This window comes from Intrasporangium sp. (genome assembly GCF_040414665.1).
In the GTDB taxonomy this organism is placed as follows: Bacteria; Actinomycetota; Actinomycetes; order Actinomycetales; family Dermatophilaceae; genus Intrasporangium.
This window is the reverse complement of sequence record NZ_JBEDUL010000151.1, coordinates 1-14,777: the sequence shown is the minus strand read 5'-3', so window position 1 is coordinate 14,777 and position 14,777 is coordinate 1. Positions and strand designations below refer to the sequence as shown.

Annotated in this window: 13 protein-coding genes; 7 read left to right on the top strand and 6 right to left on the bottom strand. The window is 70.7% G+C overall.

From position 1 onward, the window contains the following. Positions 1–18: 18 nt before the first annotated feature. Genes ABF401_RS15940 through ABF401_RS15915 form a run of 6 tightly spaced genes read left to right on the top strand, consistent with a single transcriptional unit; the run spans position 19 to position 6,852 of the window. Positions 19–1,170 carry an acyl-CoA dehydrogenase family protein gene (locus ABF401_RS15940; protein ID WP_353510558.1) on the top strand — a complete coding sequence of 384 codons (1,152 nt, stop codon included), beginning with the start codon at positions 19–21 and terminating at the stop codon, positions 1,168–1,170. Positions 1,171–1,224: 54 nt separating this feature from the next. Beyond that, on the top strand, positions 1,225–1,971 hold the full coding sequence (locus ABF401_RS15935; protein WP_353510557.1) for an SDR family NAD(P)-dependent oxidoreductase: 747 nt from the start codon (positions 1,225–1,227) through the stop codon (positions 1,969–1,971). A gap of 12 nt (positions 1,972–1,983) precedes the next feature. After that, complete coding sequence (locus ABF401_RS15930) at positions 1,984–3,618, top strand: AMP-binding protein (RefSeq protein ID WP_353510556.1); 1,635 nt, start codon at positions 1,984–1,986, stop codon at positions 3,616–3,618. Continuing rightward, positions 3,615–4,814, top strand: coding sequence for a 3-oxoadipyl-CoA thiolase (gene pcaF / locus ABF401_RS15925; RefSeq protein WP_353510555.1), 1,200 nt, complete (start codon positions 3,615–3,617; stop codon positions 4,812–4,814). The genes ABF401_RS15930 and pcaF overlap by 4 nt, the downstream gene beginning before the upstream one ends. Positions 4,815–4,849: 35 nt before the next feature. After that, on the top strand, positions 4,850–5,650 hold the full coding sequence (locus tag ABF401_RS15920) for an enoyl-CoA hydratase/isomerase family protein (protein WP_353510554.1): 801 nt from the start codon (positions 4,850–4,852) through the stop codon (positions 5,648–5,650). 50 nt (positions 5,651–5,700) lie between these two features. Then, positions 5,701–6,852, top strand: coding sequence for an acyl-CoA dehydrogenase family protein (locus ABF401_RS15915; protein ID WP_353510553.1), 1,152 nt, complete (start codon positions 5,701–5,703; stop codon positions 6,850–6,852). On the opposite strand, the gene ABF401_RS15910 is transcribed toward ABF401_RS15915, so the two are convergent. The 3 genes from ABF401_RS15910 to trxA all read right to left on the bottom strand — a co-directional run bounded on the left by ABF401_RS15910 (position 6,845) and on the right by trxA (position 9,001). Continuing rightward, entirely contained in the window at positions 6,845–7,891 is a 1,047-nt protein-coding gene (locus tag ABF401_RS15910; RefSeq protein WP_353510552.1) for an alpha/beta hydrolase, read from the bottom strand. The two genes, ABF401_RS15915 and ABF401_RS15910, sit on opposite strands and share 8 nt — an antisense overlap. Before the next feature lie 300 nt (positions 7,892–8,191). After that, a complete protein-coding gene (locus ABF401_RS15905; protein ID WP_353510551.1) occupies positions 8,192–8,593 on the bottom strand; it encodes a DUF302 domain-containing protein in 402 nt (133 codons plus the stop codon). 33 nt (positions 8,594–8,626) lie between these two features. Further along, complete coding sequence (trxA, locus tag ABF401_RS15900) at positions 8,627–9,001, bottom strand: thioredoxin (protein ID WP_353510550.1); 375 nt, start codon at positions 8,999–9,001, stop codon at positions 8,627–8,629. Between the two features lie 134 nt (positions 9,002–9,135). Here trxA and ABF401_RS15895 point away from each other — a divergent pair, with 134 nt between their 5' ends. Beyond that, positions 9,136–9,309 carry a DUF8730 family Cys-rich protein gene (locus tag ABF401_RS15895; protein ID WP_353510549.1) on the top strand — a complete coding sequence of 58 codons (174 nt, stop codon included), beginning with the start codon at positions 9,136–9,138 and terminating at the stop codon, positions 9,307–9,309. Positions 9,310–9,436: 127 nt separating this feature from the next. Here ABF401_RS15895 and ABF401_RS15890 read toward each other — a convergent pair whose 3' ends face one another. The 3 genes from ABF401_RS15890 to ABF401_RS15880 form a co-directional block, all read right to left on the bottom strand. Beyond that, on the bottom strand, positions 9,437–10,687 hold the full coding sequence (locus tag ABF401_RS15890) for an alpha/beta hydrolase (RefSeq protein WP_353510548.1): 1,251 nt from the start codon (positions 10,685–10,687) through the stop codon (positions 9,437–9,439). 94 nt (positions 10,688–10,781) lie between these two features. Beyond that, the gene (gene argS / locus ABF401_RS15885; protein ID WP_353510547.1) at positions 10,782–12,542 is read right to left on the bottom strand and encodes an arginine--tRNA ligase; all 1,761 of its coding nucleotides are present in this window, start codon (positions 12,540–12,542) and stop codon (positions 10,782–10,784) included. 236 nt (positions 12,543–12,778) lie between these two features. Beyond that, positions 12,779–14,614 (bottom strand): AMP-binding protein, encoded by a 1,836-nt coding sequence (locus ABF401_RS15880; protein ID WP_353510546.1) that lies wholly within the window; start codon positions 14,612–14,614, stop codon positions 12,779–12,781. Positions 14,615–14,777 lie beyond the last annotated feature (163 nt).

Below are 14,777 nucleotides of genomic sequence, written 5' to 3'. Positions count from 1 at the left end.
CGAAGCGAAGGAACGACGATGCACTACGCGTTCGACGAGGACCAGCAGACCTACGCCCACGAGGTGCGCAAGTTCGCGGTCAAGACACTCGCGCCGCACTACCAATCGGATGACAAGGCGGCCGAGTTCCGGCGCCAGCTGGCGCTCGACATGGCGGGCATGGGCCTGACCGGCCTGCGCATCCCGGAGGAGTACGGCGGCCAGGACGCCACGGCAGTCATCGCCGGCATCGCGGCCGAGGAGGTCGGCCGCGAGGACTTCAACGCGGGCTACCTCATCATCAACACCGCGCTCATCAGCGACATCATCGTCCGCAACGCGACCGACGAGCAGAAGGCGGCATGGCTGCCGGGCATCGCATCCGGACAGACCGTGCCGTGCATCTGCATCACCGAGCCCGGGCATGGCACCGACGCGGCCAGCCTCGAGCTCAAGGCCACTCCGACCGACGACGGCGAGGGCTGGACACTCCACGGCGAGAAGACCTCGATCACCCTCGGCATGGCCGCGGACCGGGCCGTCGTCCTCGCCCGCACCGGCGGTCCGGGCGCCCGCGGCGTCAGCGCCTTCTGGGTCGACTTGCACCACCCATCGGTGAGCCGGAGCGCCTTCGACGACCTCGGCAGCCGGGCCATCGGACGGGCGAGCCTCCACTTCGACGGCACGCCGGTCAGCCAGGGCGAGCTCATCGGCAGCGAGGGCGACGGCTTCGTCTCGGTCATGCAGGGCTTCGACTACTCGCGGGCCATCATCGGCCTGCTCTGCATCGGCGCCGCCCAGGCAAGCCTCGACGAGGCGATCCAGTGGTCCCGGGACCGGGAGGCCTTCGGGTCCCCGATCGGCACTTTCCAGGGCGTGTCCTTCCCCCTTGCCGAGGCGGCGACGTACCTCAAGGGCGCCCGGCACGTGTGCCTCGAGGCGCTCTGGCGCAAGGACAACGACCTCGAGCACAGCTCCGAGGCCGCCATGGCCAAGTTCTGGGCACCGAAGCTCGCCGCCGACGTCATCCACCAGTGCCTGCTCACCATCGGCCACATCGGCTACTCGTCCGAGCACAAGGTCGGTCAGCGCCTCCGCGACGTCATCGGCCTCGAGATCGGGGACGGGACGGCCCAGGTCTCCAAGCTCGTCATCTCCCGTCACCTGCTGGGCCGGAAGTACGCGCCCTGACGCACAGCCAGCCCAGCGGCATACGACATCGTCTTTCTTGAGAGGGAACACACCATGAACCGGCTTGAAGGCAAGATCGCCATCGTCACGGGGGCAGCCCGGGGCCTGGGCCGCGGCATCGCCGAGCGGCTCGCGGCCGAGGGCGCAGTCGTCGTCGTCACCGACGTCAACGCCGAGGGCGCCCAGCAGGCCGCCACCGAGCTGGGCGGGTCGGCTGTCGGCCTCGGCTGCGACGTGTCCGACTACGACTCCGTGGAGGCGACGGTGGCCGATGTCAGGGACCGCTACGGCCGGATCGACGTCCTCGTCAACAACGCCGGGTGGGACCGGGCCGCTCCCTTCCTCGAGCTCGACCGCGACCTGTGGCCCAGGATCATCGGGATCAACCTCGTCGGGGTGCTCAACACGAGCAAGGTGGTCCTGCCGATCATGGCGGAGCAGGGCTCTGGCTCCGTTGTCAACATCAGCTCGGACGCGGGGCGCGTCGGCTCGTCGGGCGAGGCCGTGTACTCGGCGGCCAAGGGCGGCGTCATCGCGTTCACCAAGTCGATGGCCCGGGAGATGGCCCGCAAGCAGGTGCGGGTCAACGTGGTCTGCCCCGGCCCGTCCGACACACAGCTGTTCGCCGAGTTCGCCGGCGACAACGACAAGCTGCGAGAGGCCCTCACCAAGGCCATCCCGCTGCGCCGCCTCGGCCAGCCCGAGGACGTCGCAGGCGCCGTCGCCTACTTCGCCTCGGACGACTCCACCTACGTCACCGGACAGACCGTCAGCGTCAGCGGCGGCCTGACCATGAGCTGAACGGACTGCACCATGGCCTTCGAGACGATCCTCGACGACGAGCTCATCGAGAAGTACACGAGCGCCGGCCACTGGGTCGACCGCACCATCACCGACTACCTCGACGAGTGGGCAGAGCGCACGCCGGACAAGGTGGCCTTCATCGACTCCCGCCGCGAGGTCACCTACCGACAGCTCCGTGCCGAGGTGGACCGCTGCGCCCTGGGGCTGCTCGAGCTCGGCATCCAGCCCGGCGACGTCGTCTCGTTCCAGCTGCCCAACTGGATCGACTGGGTCGTCCTGCACTACGCGTGCACGCGGATCGGCGTGGTCAGCAACCCGCTCATCCCGATCTACCGGGCCCGCGAGGTCGGCTTCATGGTGGGACTGGCGGAGTCGAGGCTCATCGTCGTGCCGCGCGAGTTCCGGGGCTTCGACCACGTCGCCATGATCGAGCAGCTGCGCCCCGACTGGCCGGCCCTGGAGCACCTCCTGGTCGTCGGCGGCCCTGACGCGCCGGACTCGTGGGAGGAGTTCATGGCCACGCCGTGGGAGCAGCGGCGCGATCCCGCGTCGCTCTCCGCCCTGCGGCCGGACCCCAACGACGTCACGCTGCTCATCTTCACCTCCGGCACAACGGGCGAGCCCAAGGGCGTCATGCACACGCACAACACTGCGGTGGCGGCCAACAACCCGCTCCCCGAGCGGCTCGGCATCACGTCCGAGAGCGTCATCCACATGGCCTCGACGCTCGCCCACCTCACCGGGTTCCTCTACGGCGCAAGGCTGCCGGTGCAGAACGGCGCGACCGGTGTGCTCCAGGACATCTGGGACCCGAAGGTCTTCGTCGACCTCATCGAGCGGCACGGGATCACCTACACCTCTGCTGCGACGCCCTTCCTCCACGACACGCTCTCCGTCGAGGGCATCGGCGAGCGCAAGGTCGGCAGCCTCGTCCGCTTCTGCTGCATGGGAGCGCCGATCCCGCGCGCCATGGTGCGCCTCGCCAAGGAGATCCTGCCGCAGCTGCTCGTGCTCGGCGGCTGGGGACAGACGGAGAACGCCCTCGTCACGCTCGGCAGGCCGGGCGACCCCGAGGACAAGATCGTCGAGACCGACGGCTACCCGTGGCCCGGGATGGAGATCCGCACGGTCGGGCTCGGAGACAGCGAGGCGGTGCCGGCCGGCACGGAGGGGCGCCTCCAGGTGCGCGGCCCGTTCCTCTTCGTCGGCTACGCCAAGCGGCTCGAGATGACGCGGGGCAGCTTCGAGGAAGGCGGCTGGTTCGACACCGGCGACCTCGCCATCATCGACGAGGACGGCTACGTCAAGCTGTCCGGCCGGACCAAGGACGTCATCATCCGCGGCGGCGAGAACATCCCGGTCGTCTATGTCGAGAACGCGCTCTACGAGGACCCCCGGATCGAGAGCGTCGCCGTCGTCGGCATGCCTGACGAGCGGCTGCAAGAGCGTGCCGTCGCCTGCGTGACCCTCAAGCCGGGGGCCACCCTCGCCTTCCAGGAGATGCAGGACTTCCTCCGCGAGCGTGGGGTCGCTCGGCAGTACTGGCCGGAGCGGCTCGACATCCTCGATGAGCTGCCGCGGACCCCGAGCGGGAAGATCCTCAAGTACCAGCTGCGCGACCGCTACGCAGGGGTGGCCGAGTGAGCACCGCCTATCTGGTCGCGGGAGTGCGCACGCCCATTGGCCGGTATGCCGGTGGGCTTGCTCCGGTGCGGACCGATGACCTCGCTGCCCACGTCGTCTCCAGCCTCGTCGACCGCCTCCCAGCCGTGGACTGGGGGCAGGTGGACGACGTGATCCTCGGCTGCGCCAACCAGGCGGGCGAGGACAACCGGAACGTCGCCCGGATGGCCGGGCTGCTCGCGGGCCTGCCGGTCCAGGTGCCCGGCATGACCGTGAACCGGCTCTGCGCCTCGGGCCTCGACGCGGTCGGAGCGGCCGCACGGGCGATCCGGGCCGGCGACGCCGACCTCGTCATCGCCGGCGGAGTCGAGAGCATGTCGCGTGCCCCGCTCGTCATGCCCAAGGCCGATGCCGCCTGGTCGCGCCGGGCCGAGATCCACGACACGACGATCGGCTGGCGCTTCGTCAACCCCCGGATGGAGGAGCGCTACGGCATCGACTCGATGCCGGGTACGGCACAGATCGTCGCCGACGAGTACGGGGTCTCGCGCGAGGACCAGGACGCCTTCGCGCTCCGGTCGCAGGAGCGCGCCGCCAAGGCCATCTCGTCAGGGCGGCTGGCGCGAGAGATCGTGGCCGTCGAGGTCCCGGGACGCAAGGGCGCCGTCACCGTGGTCGACACCGACGAGCACCCTCGGGAGACCTCCCTGGAGGCGCTAGGGGCACTGCGGCCGATCTTCCCCGGTGGCAGCGTCACTGCGGGGAATGCCTCGGGTGTCAACGACGGAGCCGCAGCCCTGCTCATCGCGTCCGAGGAGGCGGTGTCGCGGTTCAACCTGTCGCCGCTCGCCCGGATCACGACCTCGCTCTCGGTCGGGGTCGAGCCGCGTGTCATGGGCATCGGCCCCGACCCTGCGGTCAGGGCGCTGCTTGCCCGGACCGGCCTCGAGGTCGGCGACATCGACCTTCTCGAGCTCAACGAGGCGTTCGCGTCCCAGTCGCTGGCGGTGCTCCGTGCCCTCGGGCTGCCGGACGATGCCGAGCACGTCAATCCCAACGGGGGTGCCATCGCCCTCGGCCACCCGCTCGGCATGAGCGGGGCCAGGCTGGCCTTGACGGCAGCTCTCGAGCTCGCCGACCGCGGGGCGAGGCGGGCGATCGCCACCATGTGCGTCGGCGTCGGCCAGGGCGGCGCCCTCCTGCTGGAGGCGGCGTGATGGCGGACTCGACGACGTCGCAAGGAACCTCGCCCATGGAAGCCGGCTCAGCGGCATACGGCCCCTGTGAAACCCTCCTCGCGGAGGTCACGGACGGCGTGCTGCTCGTGACGTTCAACCGGCCCGAGGTGCGCAACGCGATCAACCGGCAGGTCCAGCTCGACCTGCGGGCCGTCCTCGAGACCGCTCGCGCGGACGACACCGTGGGTGCAGTCGTCCTGACCGGCGCCGGCGAGAAGGCGTTCATCGCCGGCGCGGACATCTCGCAGGTCGCCGGCTACACGAAGCTCACTGCGCTCGACTCCGACCTCCAACGGCTGTTCGATCTCGTCGAGGAGTTCCCCAAGCCCACCATCGCGGCGGTCAACGGCTTCGCGCTCGGCGGCGGCTGCGAGATCGCGATGGCCTGCGACATCCGGATCGCCTCCCGGACAGCGCGATTCGGCCTGCCGGAGACGGCGCTCTCGGTGCTGCCGGGGGCCGGTGGAACCCAACGGCTCGCGCGTCTCATCGGCACCGGGCGGGCCATCGAGCTGGTCCTCACGGGGCGCATGGTCGACGCGGACGAGGCCGAGCGGATCGGACTCGTCACCGCTGTGACGCAGCCGGACGAGCTCATCGCCAAGGCCCGCGAGATCGCCGCGACGATCCTCGCCCGCGGCCCGCTCGCCACCCGGCTCGCCAAGCTCGTCATCCGCGCCGGCATGGACGCGGACCAGCGCACCGGCCAGGTTGTCGAGCGCCTCGCCCAGGCGGTGCTCTACGAGAGCGAGGACAAGCTCGAGGGCACGGCCGCGTTCCTCGGCAAGCGCCCACCCCAGTTCACCGGTCAGTGACCGTCGCCGACCGTCGCCGACCGTCGCCAACCCCATCCCAGGAGACCACCATGGACCTGTCCCTGAACGAGGACCAGCTCGGCTTCAAGGCCCTCGCGCGCGACTTCCTCGACAAGGAGGTCCTGCCCCACCGCGCCGAGTGGGACCGCCGCGAGTCTGTCGACACCGCGATCATCCCCAGGCTCGGCGAGATCGGCTTCTTCGGCCTGACGATCCCCGAGGAGTACGGCGGCCTCGGCGGCGACTACATCACGTACTGCATCGGCATGGAGGAGCTCGGTCGCGCCGACTCGTCCGTCCGCGGCATCGTCTCGGTGTCGATGGGCCTCGTCGGGAAGGTCATCCTCTCCCACGGCACCGAGGAGCAGAAGCACCAGTACCTGCCCGGCATCGCCAATGGCACCCTGCTCGGCTGCTTCGGGCTCACCGAGCCGGACAACGGCTCCGACCCTGCGACCCTCAAGACCCGGGCTCGCCGCGACGGCTCCGACTACGTCATCAACGGCCAGAAGATCTTCATCACCAACGGGACCTGGGCCGACGTGTGCCTCGTCTTCGCCCGGACCGGCGGCGACGGGCCGAAGGGAGTTTCGGCGTTCCTCGTGCCGACCGACGCGCCGGGCTTCGAGGCGCGCGAGATCCACGGCAAGCTCGGCCTGCGCGGCCAGGCGACGGCGGAGATCTTCCTCACCGATGTCCGCGTGCCCGAGTCGGCCCGGCTCGGCGACGAGGGTCAGGGCTTCACGATCGCGATGCACTCGCTCGACAAGGGCCGGGTCTCGGTCGGAGCCGGGTGCACCGGCATCATCCAGGGCTGCCTCGAGGAGGTCGTCACGTACACCACCGAGCGCAAGCAGTTCGGCCGCCCCATCGCGTCCTTCCAGCTCGTGCAGGACATCATTGCCCAGATCTCGGTCGACGTGGACGCCGCCCGGCTGCTCACCTGGCGCGCGGCCGACCTCATCGAGCGGGGCGAGCCCTTCGGCATCGAGGCCTCCAAGGCGAAGTACTTCGCCTCCGAAGCGGCCGTCCGTGCAGCCAACGGCGCCCTGCAGGCCTACGGCGGCTACGGCTACATCGACGAGTATCCCGTGCAGAAGTACCTCCGGGACGCCCGCGTCATGACGCTCTACGAGGGCACCAGCCAGATCCAGAAGCTGCTCATCGGGCGAGCCGAGACGGGGATCAGCGCCTTCACCTGACCTGACCGTCGACGACACGACCGAGGGCGGCGTCGAGGAAGCTGCTCACTCGCTGCTCCCACTCGGCGGGGTGAGCGCCCAGTGCCCCGACGTGCCCCGCGTTCGGAGCAACCCAGATCTGGACCGAGCCCGGCGATCCGGCCTGGATGTGGCGTGCGGCATTGAGCTCATCTGGCACGCTACCGGCGGCGATCAGGAGTACCGGTGTTTCGGGGGCCGCGGCCACCGCCGATCGCAGCGTGCTCGGCTGGCTCGCGGCGGTCAGCAGGTCGGCGACGTTGTAGGTGAGCCAGTCCACGGGCTCCGTGATCGCGCCGCGCCAGCCGTAGACGTCGGAGAGCCAGCCCTTGTCACCGGGCACCCGGTTGGTCGCGCCCTCGGCCACGACAGCTCGGAGCCGCGGGTCGGCCGCGAGCGCGCCGATGGCCTCCTCACCGCCCATCGACATGCCGACCGCGCCGATCCGCTGGGGTTCGACGTCGGGCTGAGCCTCCAGGAACGAGATCGCACCGCCGAGGTCCGCGTCTCCGTACCACCCGGCGTCCATGGCCGTCCCGCCGCTGCGACCGTGCCCACGCGCGTCGAAGAGCAGGACGCCCAGCCCGCCCTCGGCCAGCACCACGGCGTGCTCGAGCACGGCGCTCCGGGTCGAGCCGGCTCCGTGGAGCAGGGCGACGGCGGCACCGGTGCGCGAAGGCACGTACCACCCGGACAGGCTCACCCCGTCCCGCGCGGTGAACTCGACCTCCCGGTAGGTCAGTCCGCGGTCGGCCGGCGTCGTGGTCCCGACCGCTGTCGGGGGCACCTTCGTCAGCGCAACCGCTTGCCCCAGCCCGGCGGTCGCGAGCACCACGGCGATGATGAGTGCGGGAATGGTGACGGCGTACCTGCGCCAGCCCCGGCGAGCCCGGACCAGCGACACTCCCCCCATGACGAGCAGGACGAGGCCGCCGGCAAGGGCGAGCAGGCCCGCCACCGCCAGAGGCTGCAGGCCCGTCTTGGCGAGGTGCGGCAGGCCCAGGCCGATGCCCACGGACATGAGGACCAGCCCCAGCACGAATGCCAGCACACCGCCGCGCGGTCCACGGCCCGCCCTCGGGGCCGAATGGCCGTCGTCAGTGCGGGTTGTCGATGGGGTCTCCAGCATGGCGTCCTCCCGGGCAATCGCCTGACTGCAAGCACAGCCCTGCTGACGATCCGGCAACAGGGCCGAAGGGCCCGGTGCTGCCTGACAGGCAAGAGTCATGCCGGAGCAGTCGGGACTGACGCCGTCTGACGCCTGACCCACTGATTCGCCGGGCGAATCAGTGGGTCAGTGGCGTGGGGTCCGGGCCTTGGCTCACACGGTCGCGGCGGCGACCGCGTCGAGGGCTCGAGTGATGCGCGCCTTGGCGTCGGCCGCCACCTCGACCAGCGCCGCACCGGCGCCGATCTGGGTCATGAACTCCGGGTTCATCGCCTCGACGAGCGTGCGACCGCGGTCATCGACGCGCACGACGACGTTGCAGGGCAGGAACACCCCGATCGACGGCTCTGCCTGGATTGCTGCGTGGGCCAGTGGTGGACGGCAGGCGCCGAGGATCACCTGGGGAGGCACGTCGGCGCCGATCTTGGCCTTGAGCGTGGCGGCGAGGTCGATCTCGGTGAGGATGCCGAAGCCCTCGTCGGAGAGCCGCTCGCGCGTTGCCTGAAGGGCGTCCTCGAAGGAGAGGCCGGTTGTGACGGTGATCGCGTGGTCCATCGCTGTTCTCCTCGTGAGTCCGTGTCGCGTGGCTCAGGCGTCGGCCTTGGCACGCTGCTCCTCGACCTGGCGCCGCACGTCCTCCATGTCGAGGTCGCGCACCGCCTGGATGACCTGGTCGAGGGCCGGCGCGGGCAGTGCCCCCGGCTGGCTGAAGACGAGGATCCCATCGCGGAAGGCCATCAGGGTCGGGATCGAGGTGATGCGGGCCGCGGCGGCGAGCTGCTGCTCGGCCTCGGTGTCGACCTTGCCGAAGACGATGTCCGGGTGCTGCTCCGAGGCCGTCTCGTAGACGGGCGCGAACATGCGACACGGGCCGCACCACGAGGCCCAGAAGTCGACGAGGACGATGCCCCCGCGGGAGATGGTGGCCTCGAAGTCGGCATAGGTGAGGTTGCGCGTGCTCATGGGGTTCCTTCAGGTGCGGGCGGGCCGGACTGGCGCCTGCCGGTTTGCGTGGTCTACAGTGTGAGCAACATACCCCCAGGGGTATATATTCCACCAGTTGTCCCAGAGACGCCGAGACCCTCAGGAGAAACCACATGTGCCGTCCCGCCAACTGCAGGACCTGCGGCAAGACGACATGGGCCGGCTGCGGCCAGCACGTTGACCAGGTGATGCGCAACGTCCCCCAGGCGCAGCGCTGCCAGGGCCACCCGAAGGAGACTGCGGCACCGGCCGGCGGCTTCCTGGGAAGGCTCTTCGGCCGCGGCTGACAGCCGCCCGTCGAGCGTGTCGCCCCGCACGCTCGGCGCTGCCGGAGACCGACGGGCCGGGTGCGTTTCCCCCGACGCACTCGGCCCGTCATTCTTGTGAGCTGGGAGGAGACAACCGCGCGCCGCGTCAGGTCATGGCCTGGCTGTGCACGTGCGGTGGATCGGTCGTGGACTCGTCCTCGGCGAGGAAGGCATCGAGCTCGCGGAGGAAGTGCGCCCAGGCCGGCTCGTCGGGCTGCATCAGGTGGTTACGTGTGTCGAGCGGGACGAGACGGCTGCCCCTGATCCGCGCGGCGTACTCGCGCCCTTGGCTGAACGGGATCCGGACCTCGTTCCGGCCGTGCAGGATCAAGGTGGGCACCGTCACCTTCGTGGCGGCCTCGCGCACGTCCATGGTGACCGAGACGTTGTTGAGGCGTAGCGCATTCGAGGCCGACGTCGTGCGCCGCATCAGCGCCGCGAAGTCGCTCCACAGCTGCGGGTCGGCATCCGGCATGAAGGTCGACGAGAAGTAGAGACGGAAGGAGGGGTCGTCCCGGCCCCAGCCGATCCGGATGAGCTCGGCCTGCATCTCCGCCTCATGGCGCTCCTCGGGCGTGCTCGCCCGCGCCACCCGCCCCGTCACGAAGGCCCCGACGAGGATGAGGCGGCTGACCCGCTCGGGATGCCGGACGGCGTACTCGACCGCCACCGGACCACCCTGGGACAGTCCCAGGAGCGGGAAGCGCTCGAGCCCCAGCTCGTCGACCACCGTCTCGAGGTCGCGCACGAACGCCTCGAAGGAGATGTCCTCGGGGTCCTGGTCCGAGAGCCCACAGCCGCGCTCGTCGTAGCGGACGAAGGTGCGCCCCCGGGAGAGTCCTTCCATCCAGTGGCGCCACACCGGACTGTCCCACTCGTAGTCGAGGTGCGTCATCCAGTGAGCCGCGCGCACCAGCGGCGGGCCCTGGCCGACCGTTGCGTAGGCGATCCGGACGCCGTCGGTGGCCTGGCAGAAGCCGATGCGCTGCTCGAGGCGCCGGACCGGAGGGCTGATGGACGCCAGCAGGGCCGCCGGGGCAGGGGCCCCGTCGATCGTGACCTCGGCGACCCACCGGTAGCCCCGGCCGTGGACCGTCTGGATGACTCGCTGCAGCTCGCCGTCGTCGCCGACCGCCCGGCGGGCCGCCTTGATCCGGCTCGTCAGCGTCGACTCGCTGACGAACCGATCACCCCAGACCGCGTCCAGCAGCTCGGTCTTCGGCACGACCCGCTCACGGTGGAGCAGGAGATGCGACAGGACGTCGAAGACCTGCGGCTGGACATGAACCGGCTCGCCGCCCCGCTCGAGGAGGAACCGGTCGGTGTCGAGCAGGACGTCCCCGAACGAGAACCGCACGAACCGATCATCCCACCCAGCCCCGCACGCGTCGGGTCATTTGGCTGGAGGCTGGCTCAGCGGCATACGGCATGAGTGTGGAAGCCTGCCACGCTCACATCTGCTCGGGGGACTCCAGGCCGAGCAGGTCCAGGCCCGTCGTCATGGTGCGCAGCACGAGCGCGCTGAGCGTGAGGCGCGACTCCCGCAGCTCGTGGGTCTCGGCCTTGAGCACGGGGCAGTTCTCGTAGAACGCCGAAAAGGCCTGCGCCAGCTCGAACAGGTAGCCGCTGAGCCGGTGCGGCTCGTAGAGCGAGCCGACCTCCCGGACGACGTCGGCGAATCCGAGCAGCTGCTGGCCCAGGGCGCGCTCGTGCGGCGTGCCGAGGGTGATCGGTGCGTGCTGCGTCAGCGGGTCGAGGCCGGCCTGGCGGAAGATCGAGCGCACCCGGGCGACGACGTACTGGAGGTACGGCCCAGTGTTGCCCGTCAGCGACACCATCCGGTCGAGATCGAAGACGTACTCGCTGTTGTGCGCGACGGAGAGGTCCGCGTACTTCACCGCGCCGATCCCGACCTGCCTCGCAATCGTGGCCCGCTCCCGCTCCGACAGGTCCGGACGCGTCTCGTCGATGAGGCCGCGTGCCTTGACGACCGCCTCGTCGAGCAGTGCCATGAGCCGCAGGGAGGACCCGGACCGCGTCTTGAGGATCTTCCGGTCCTCGCCGAGGACGTTGCCGATCTGGATGTGGACCGGCGTGACGTCCTCGGGCAGCCAGCCCGCAAGGCGCGCGGTGTCCCAGACCATGTTGAGGTGCAGCGCCTGCGGGGCGCCGATGACATAGAGCACCCGGTGCGCCTCGAGCTCGGACACGCGATACTTGATGGTCGCCAGATCCGTTGTGGGATAACCGTATCCGCCATCCCGCTTGCGGATGATGAGGGGCACCGGCTTGCCCTCCCGGCCGTTGTAGCCGTCGAGGAAGACGCAGAGCGCCCCGTCCGAGATCGTCGCGATCCCCTTGGCCTCGAGCTCGTCGCAGACCTCGGCGAGCAGGTGGTTGTAGGTCGACTCACCGGCCAGGTTCTCGTCGCCGAGCGTCACCCCGAGGGCTGTGTAGACCTTGTTGAAGTAGACCTTCGACATGCCGACGAGCCGGTGCCAGTGCTCCAGCGTCTCCGGGTCGCCCGACTGGAGCTTGACGACCCGGGACCGGGACCTCATGTCGAAATCGCCTGCGCTGCCGTCAGGTTCGGCTTGCTCGGCGGTGTCGAACTTGACCCGCGCCGCCTGGTAGAACGCGTTGGGGTCGGTGACCAACAGCTCCGCCTCGGGCGAGTCCTCCCCCACCTCGAGGAGGTGCTCGATGAGCATGCCGAACGGCGTGCCCCAGTCACCGATGTGGTTCTGCCGGATGACGTTGTGGCCCAGGTGCTCGAGAGTCCGGGCCAGGGAGTCGCCGACGATGGTCGTCCGCAGATGACCGACGTGCATCTCCTTGGCGACGTTGGGCGCGGAGTAGTCGATCGGGATGTTCTGCCGCTCCTCGACCGGCACGCCGAGCCGCTCGTCAGCGTCGATCTCGGCGAGGAGGGAGGCGAGCCAGCGGTCGCTGAAGGTGATGTTGACGAAGCCCGGCCCGCTGACCTCGACCCGGTCGGCGATGTCGTCCAGGTCGAGCGCGTCGACGATCTTCGTCGCGACGTCGCGTGGCGGCGCGCCGACCTTCTTGGCGAGGGCGAGCGCTGCGTTGACCTGCACGTCGGCGAACTGCGACGGTCGCAGCACCGGGTCCGCCTCGCGGTAGTCGTCGCCGAGAGCGGCGGCGATCGCGGCCTGGACCTTGGGGGTGAGCGCGACGAGCGGGGAGACCATGCGGGCCAGTCTAGGAGCGGGGCGTGGGTGCCCGCGTCGCCGTTTCAGGCCCATCCCGTATGCCGCTGAGCTCGCTCCCAGCCGGCCGTGGCCTCCCAGCCCTCCCGGCCTCGCTGCGCACCAATCGCGCCCGGGCTGGGAAAGTGCGGTGTCTCGCGGTCAGGCGCCGCACTATCCCAGCCGTGGCGGGATTGGCGCGGCGCATCAGGGCGAGGTCAGGTCAGGGCGAGGTCGGGTCAGGTGAGGTGCTCGGCGGCGGCGAGGACCTGGTGCCACGTGATCGACTTGGGTTCCGGGGTGTCGCCGAGCGGCAGCCGGGCCAGGGCACGGCGGCGTTCGTCGCCGCGCAGCTCGTCGCCGAAGCGGTCGACGAAGATGAGCATCCGCGGACGGGCGACCCCGCCGAGGTTGTCGCGGACCGTCTCGTTGAGGTCGCCGGCGAGCGCGCCGAGGGCGTGCTCGGGCGTCGCGCCGTCGAGCACGATCGCCGCCGCAAGGTAGCGCCCGCCCTGCTCGTCCCGGCGCTCGATGACGTCGGCGCGCTCGACGAAGGGGTGGCCGAGGAGCGTCTCCCGGACCTCGCTGATCGAGACGAGCTGACCGGAGAGCGAGATGACCTCGTCCGTGCGGCCGAGGAACTCGAGCCCACCCTCGGGTGTGCGACGCACTCGGTCACCGGTCGTGTAGAGCCCCGGGCGGTTCGTCCAGTGATGGTCGGTCGCGGCCGCCACGTCGCCGGTGCCGGGCAGCATCGCGCCGGCCCAGCCCTGGGTGAGGACGAGCTCCCCGGCCTGCCCATCTCGCACGCCTGCACCGGTGGCATCGACGATCGCCGGCTCGACCGACGGCACGAGGTCAGGATCGAGCGCCTCGCTCAGGTGGACGATCCCGCCGAGCTCGACCTGGCCCCACCCGTCGGCGACGACGACGGGCCGGTGGCTGAGCCCGGAGGCAGCCCACTCCCGCAGCGCCGGCTCCGACGGCTCGGCGTAGACGACGACGCGGCGCAGCGACTCGACCGGGCTCGTGTCGGCGAGCGCCGGCGCCCAGCCGCGCATCGTCCGCAGCACGGACGGGGTGGTCATCATCGTCGTCACCTCATGGCGGCGCATGATCTCCCACGCGCGGGCATGGGTGGGCACGTCAAGGGTGCCCTCGTAGAGCACGGTGGTGATCCCGCGCGCGAGTGGGCCGTAGATGCCGTGGACCTGGACGGCGAGCCAGGAGGCGTCGCCCGCGCTCCAGAGCCGCTCGCCCTCTCCGACGCCCCACTCGTGCAGCGCCGCGGCGGTGACGAGGATGTTGGCGAGGCCGTGCGTGACGACGACGGGGCGTCCGCGGTGATGGGCCTGGCTCACGAGGAAGAACGGATGGTCGCTCGGCAGGTCGACCGGCTCGCCCGCGCGTGCCGCTCCGGACGCGCGGCGCCGGTTGCCTCCGCGGTCCGCCGCGACCAGGTCGTGGTACCACCGGTCGCCCTCGTACCACGCGACGTCCATGCCGGTACGCCGCACGACGATGGTGTGCTCGATCCCCGCGACGGCCGTGAGCGCCTCGTCGGCGCGGACCTTGAGGGGCAGGATCGTCCCGTGGCGCCAGGCGCCGTCCTGGGTGAAGAGCACCTTCGCGCCGAGGCTCTCGAGCCGGTCCGCGAGTGCCTCGGCCGGGAGCGGCGTCGGGAGCACGGCGTGGACCGCGCCGACGCGGGCACAGGCGAGCATGGCCACCGCGGCCTCGGGGACGAGCCCGAGGTGCAGGGCGACGACGTCGCCGGGCCGGACGCCGATCGACCGGAGGCCGCGCGCCAACGTCGAGACCTCGGCGAGGAGGTCTCCATAGGTGATGGAGCGCCGGTCGCCCGGCTCGCCCTCCCAGCTGATGGCGACCCGGTCCGGTTGCGCCGCGGCGTGCCGGTCCACACAGGTGACGGAGGCGTTGAGCCGGCCGCCCGGGAACCAGTGGGCCCTGCCGTCCCGGGGCTCCCAGACGGCGTCGAACGGCGCCGACCACTCAACGAGGTCGGCTGCCCGCCGCCACGCATCGTCGTCGGGCGCCCACAGGGGCTCAGGCATGACCCACGGTCCTCACCGCAGCCGCGCCGGCCCGGATGAGGTGGCCCGCCACTGCCTCGATCTCCTCGGGAGACGCCCCCGGTGACACGGTGGCGACGAGGGCGCCGAGGACGCCCCCTTGGCCGTCGACGAGCGGCACCGCGACGTGGCCCGGTGGTCCGAA

Coding starts and splice junctions, on each gene's coding strand:
- ABF401_RS15895 (WP_353510549.1), top strand. CDS start 9,136: ATGTGCCGTCCCGCCAACTGCAGGACCTGCGGCAAGACGACATGGGCC.
- ABF401_RS15940 (WP_353510558.1), top strand. CDS start 19: ATGCACTACGCGTTCGACGAGGACCAGCAGACCTACGCCCACGAGGTG.
- argS (WP_353510547.1), bottom strand. CDS start 12,542: ATGGTCTCCCCGCTCGTCGCGCTCACCCCCAAGGTCCAGGCCGCGATC.
- ABF401_RS15935 (WP_353510557.1), top strand. CDS start 1,225: ATGAACCGGCTTGAAGGCAAGATCGCCATCGTCACGGGGGCAGCCCGG.
- ABF401_RS15880 (WP_353510546.1), bottom strand. CDS start 14,614: ATGCCTGAGCCCCTGTGGGCGCCCGACGACGATGCGTGGCGGCGGGCA.
- ABF401_RS15905 (WP_353510551.1), bottom strand. CDS start 8,593: ATGGACCACGCGATCACCGTCACAACCGGCCTCTCCTTCGAGGACGCC.
- ABF401_RS15930 (WP_353510556.1), top strand. CDS start 1,984: ATGGCCTTCGAGACGATCCTCGACGACGAGCTCATCGAGAAGTACACG.
- ABF401_RS15920 (WP_353510554.1), top strand. CDS start 4,850: ATGGAAGCCGGCTCAGCGGCATACGGCCCCTGTGAAACCCTCCTCGCG.
- ABF401_RS15910 (WP_353510552.1), bottom strand. CDS start 7,891: ATGTCCGTGGGCATCGGCCTGGGCCTGCCGCACCTCGCCAAGACGGGC.
- ABF401_RS15915 (WP_353510553.1), top strand. CDS start 5,701: ATGGACCTGTCCCTGAACGAGGACCAGCTCGGCTTCAAGGCCCTCGCG.
- trxA (WP_353510550.1), bottom strand. CDS start 9,001: ATGAGCACGCGCAACCTCACCTATGCCGACTTCGAGGCCACCATCTCC.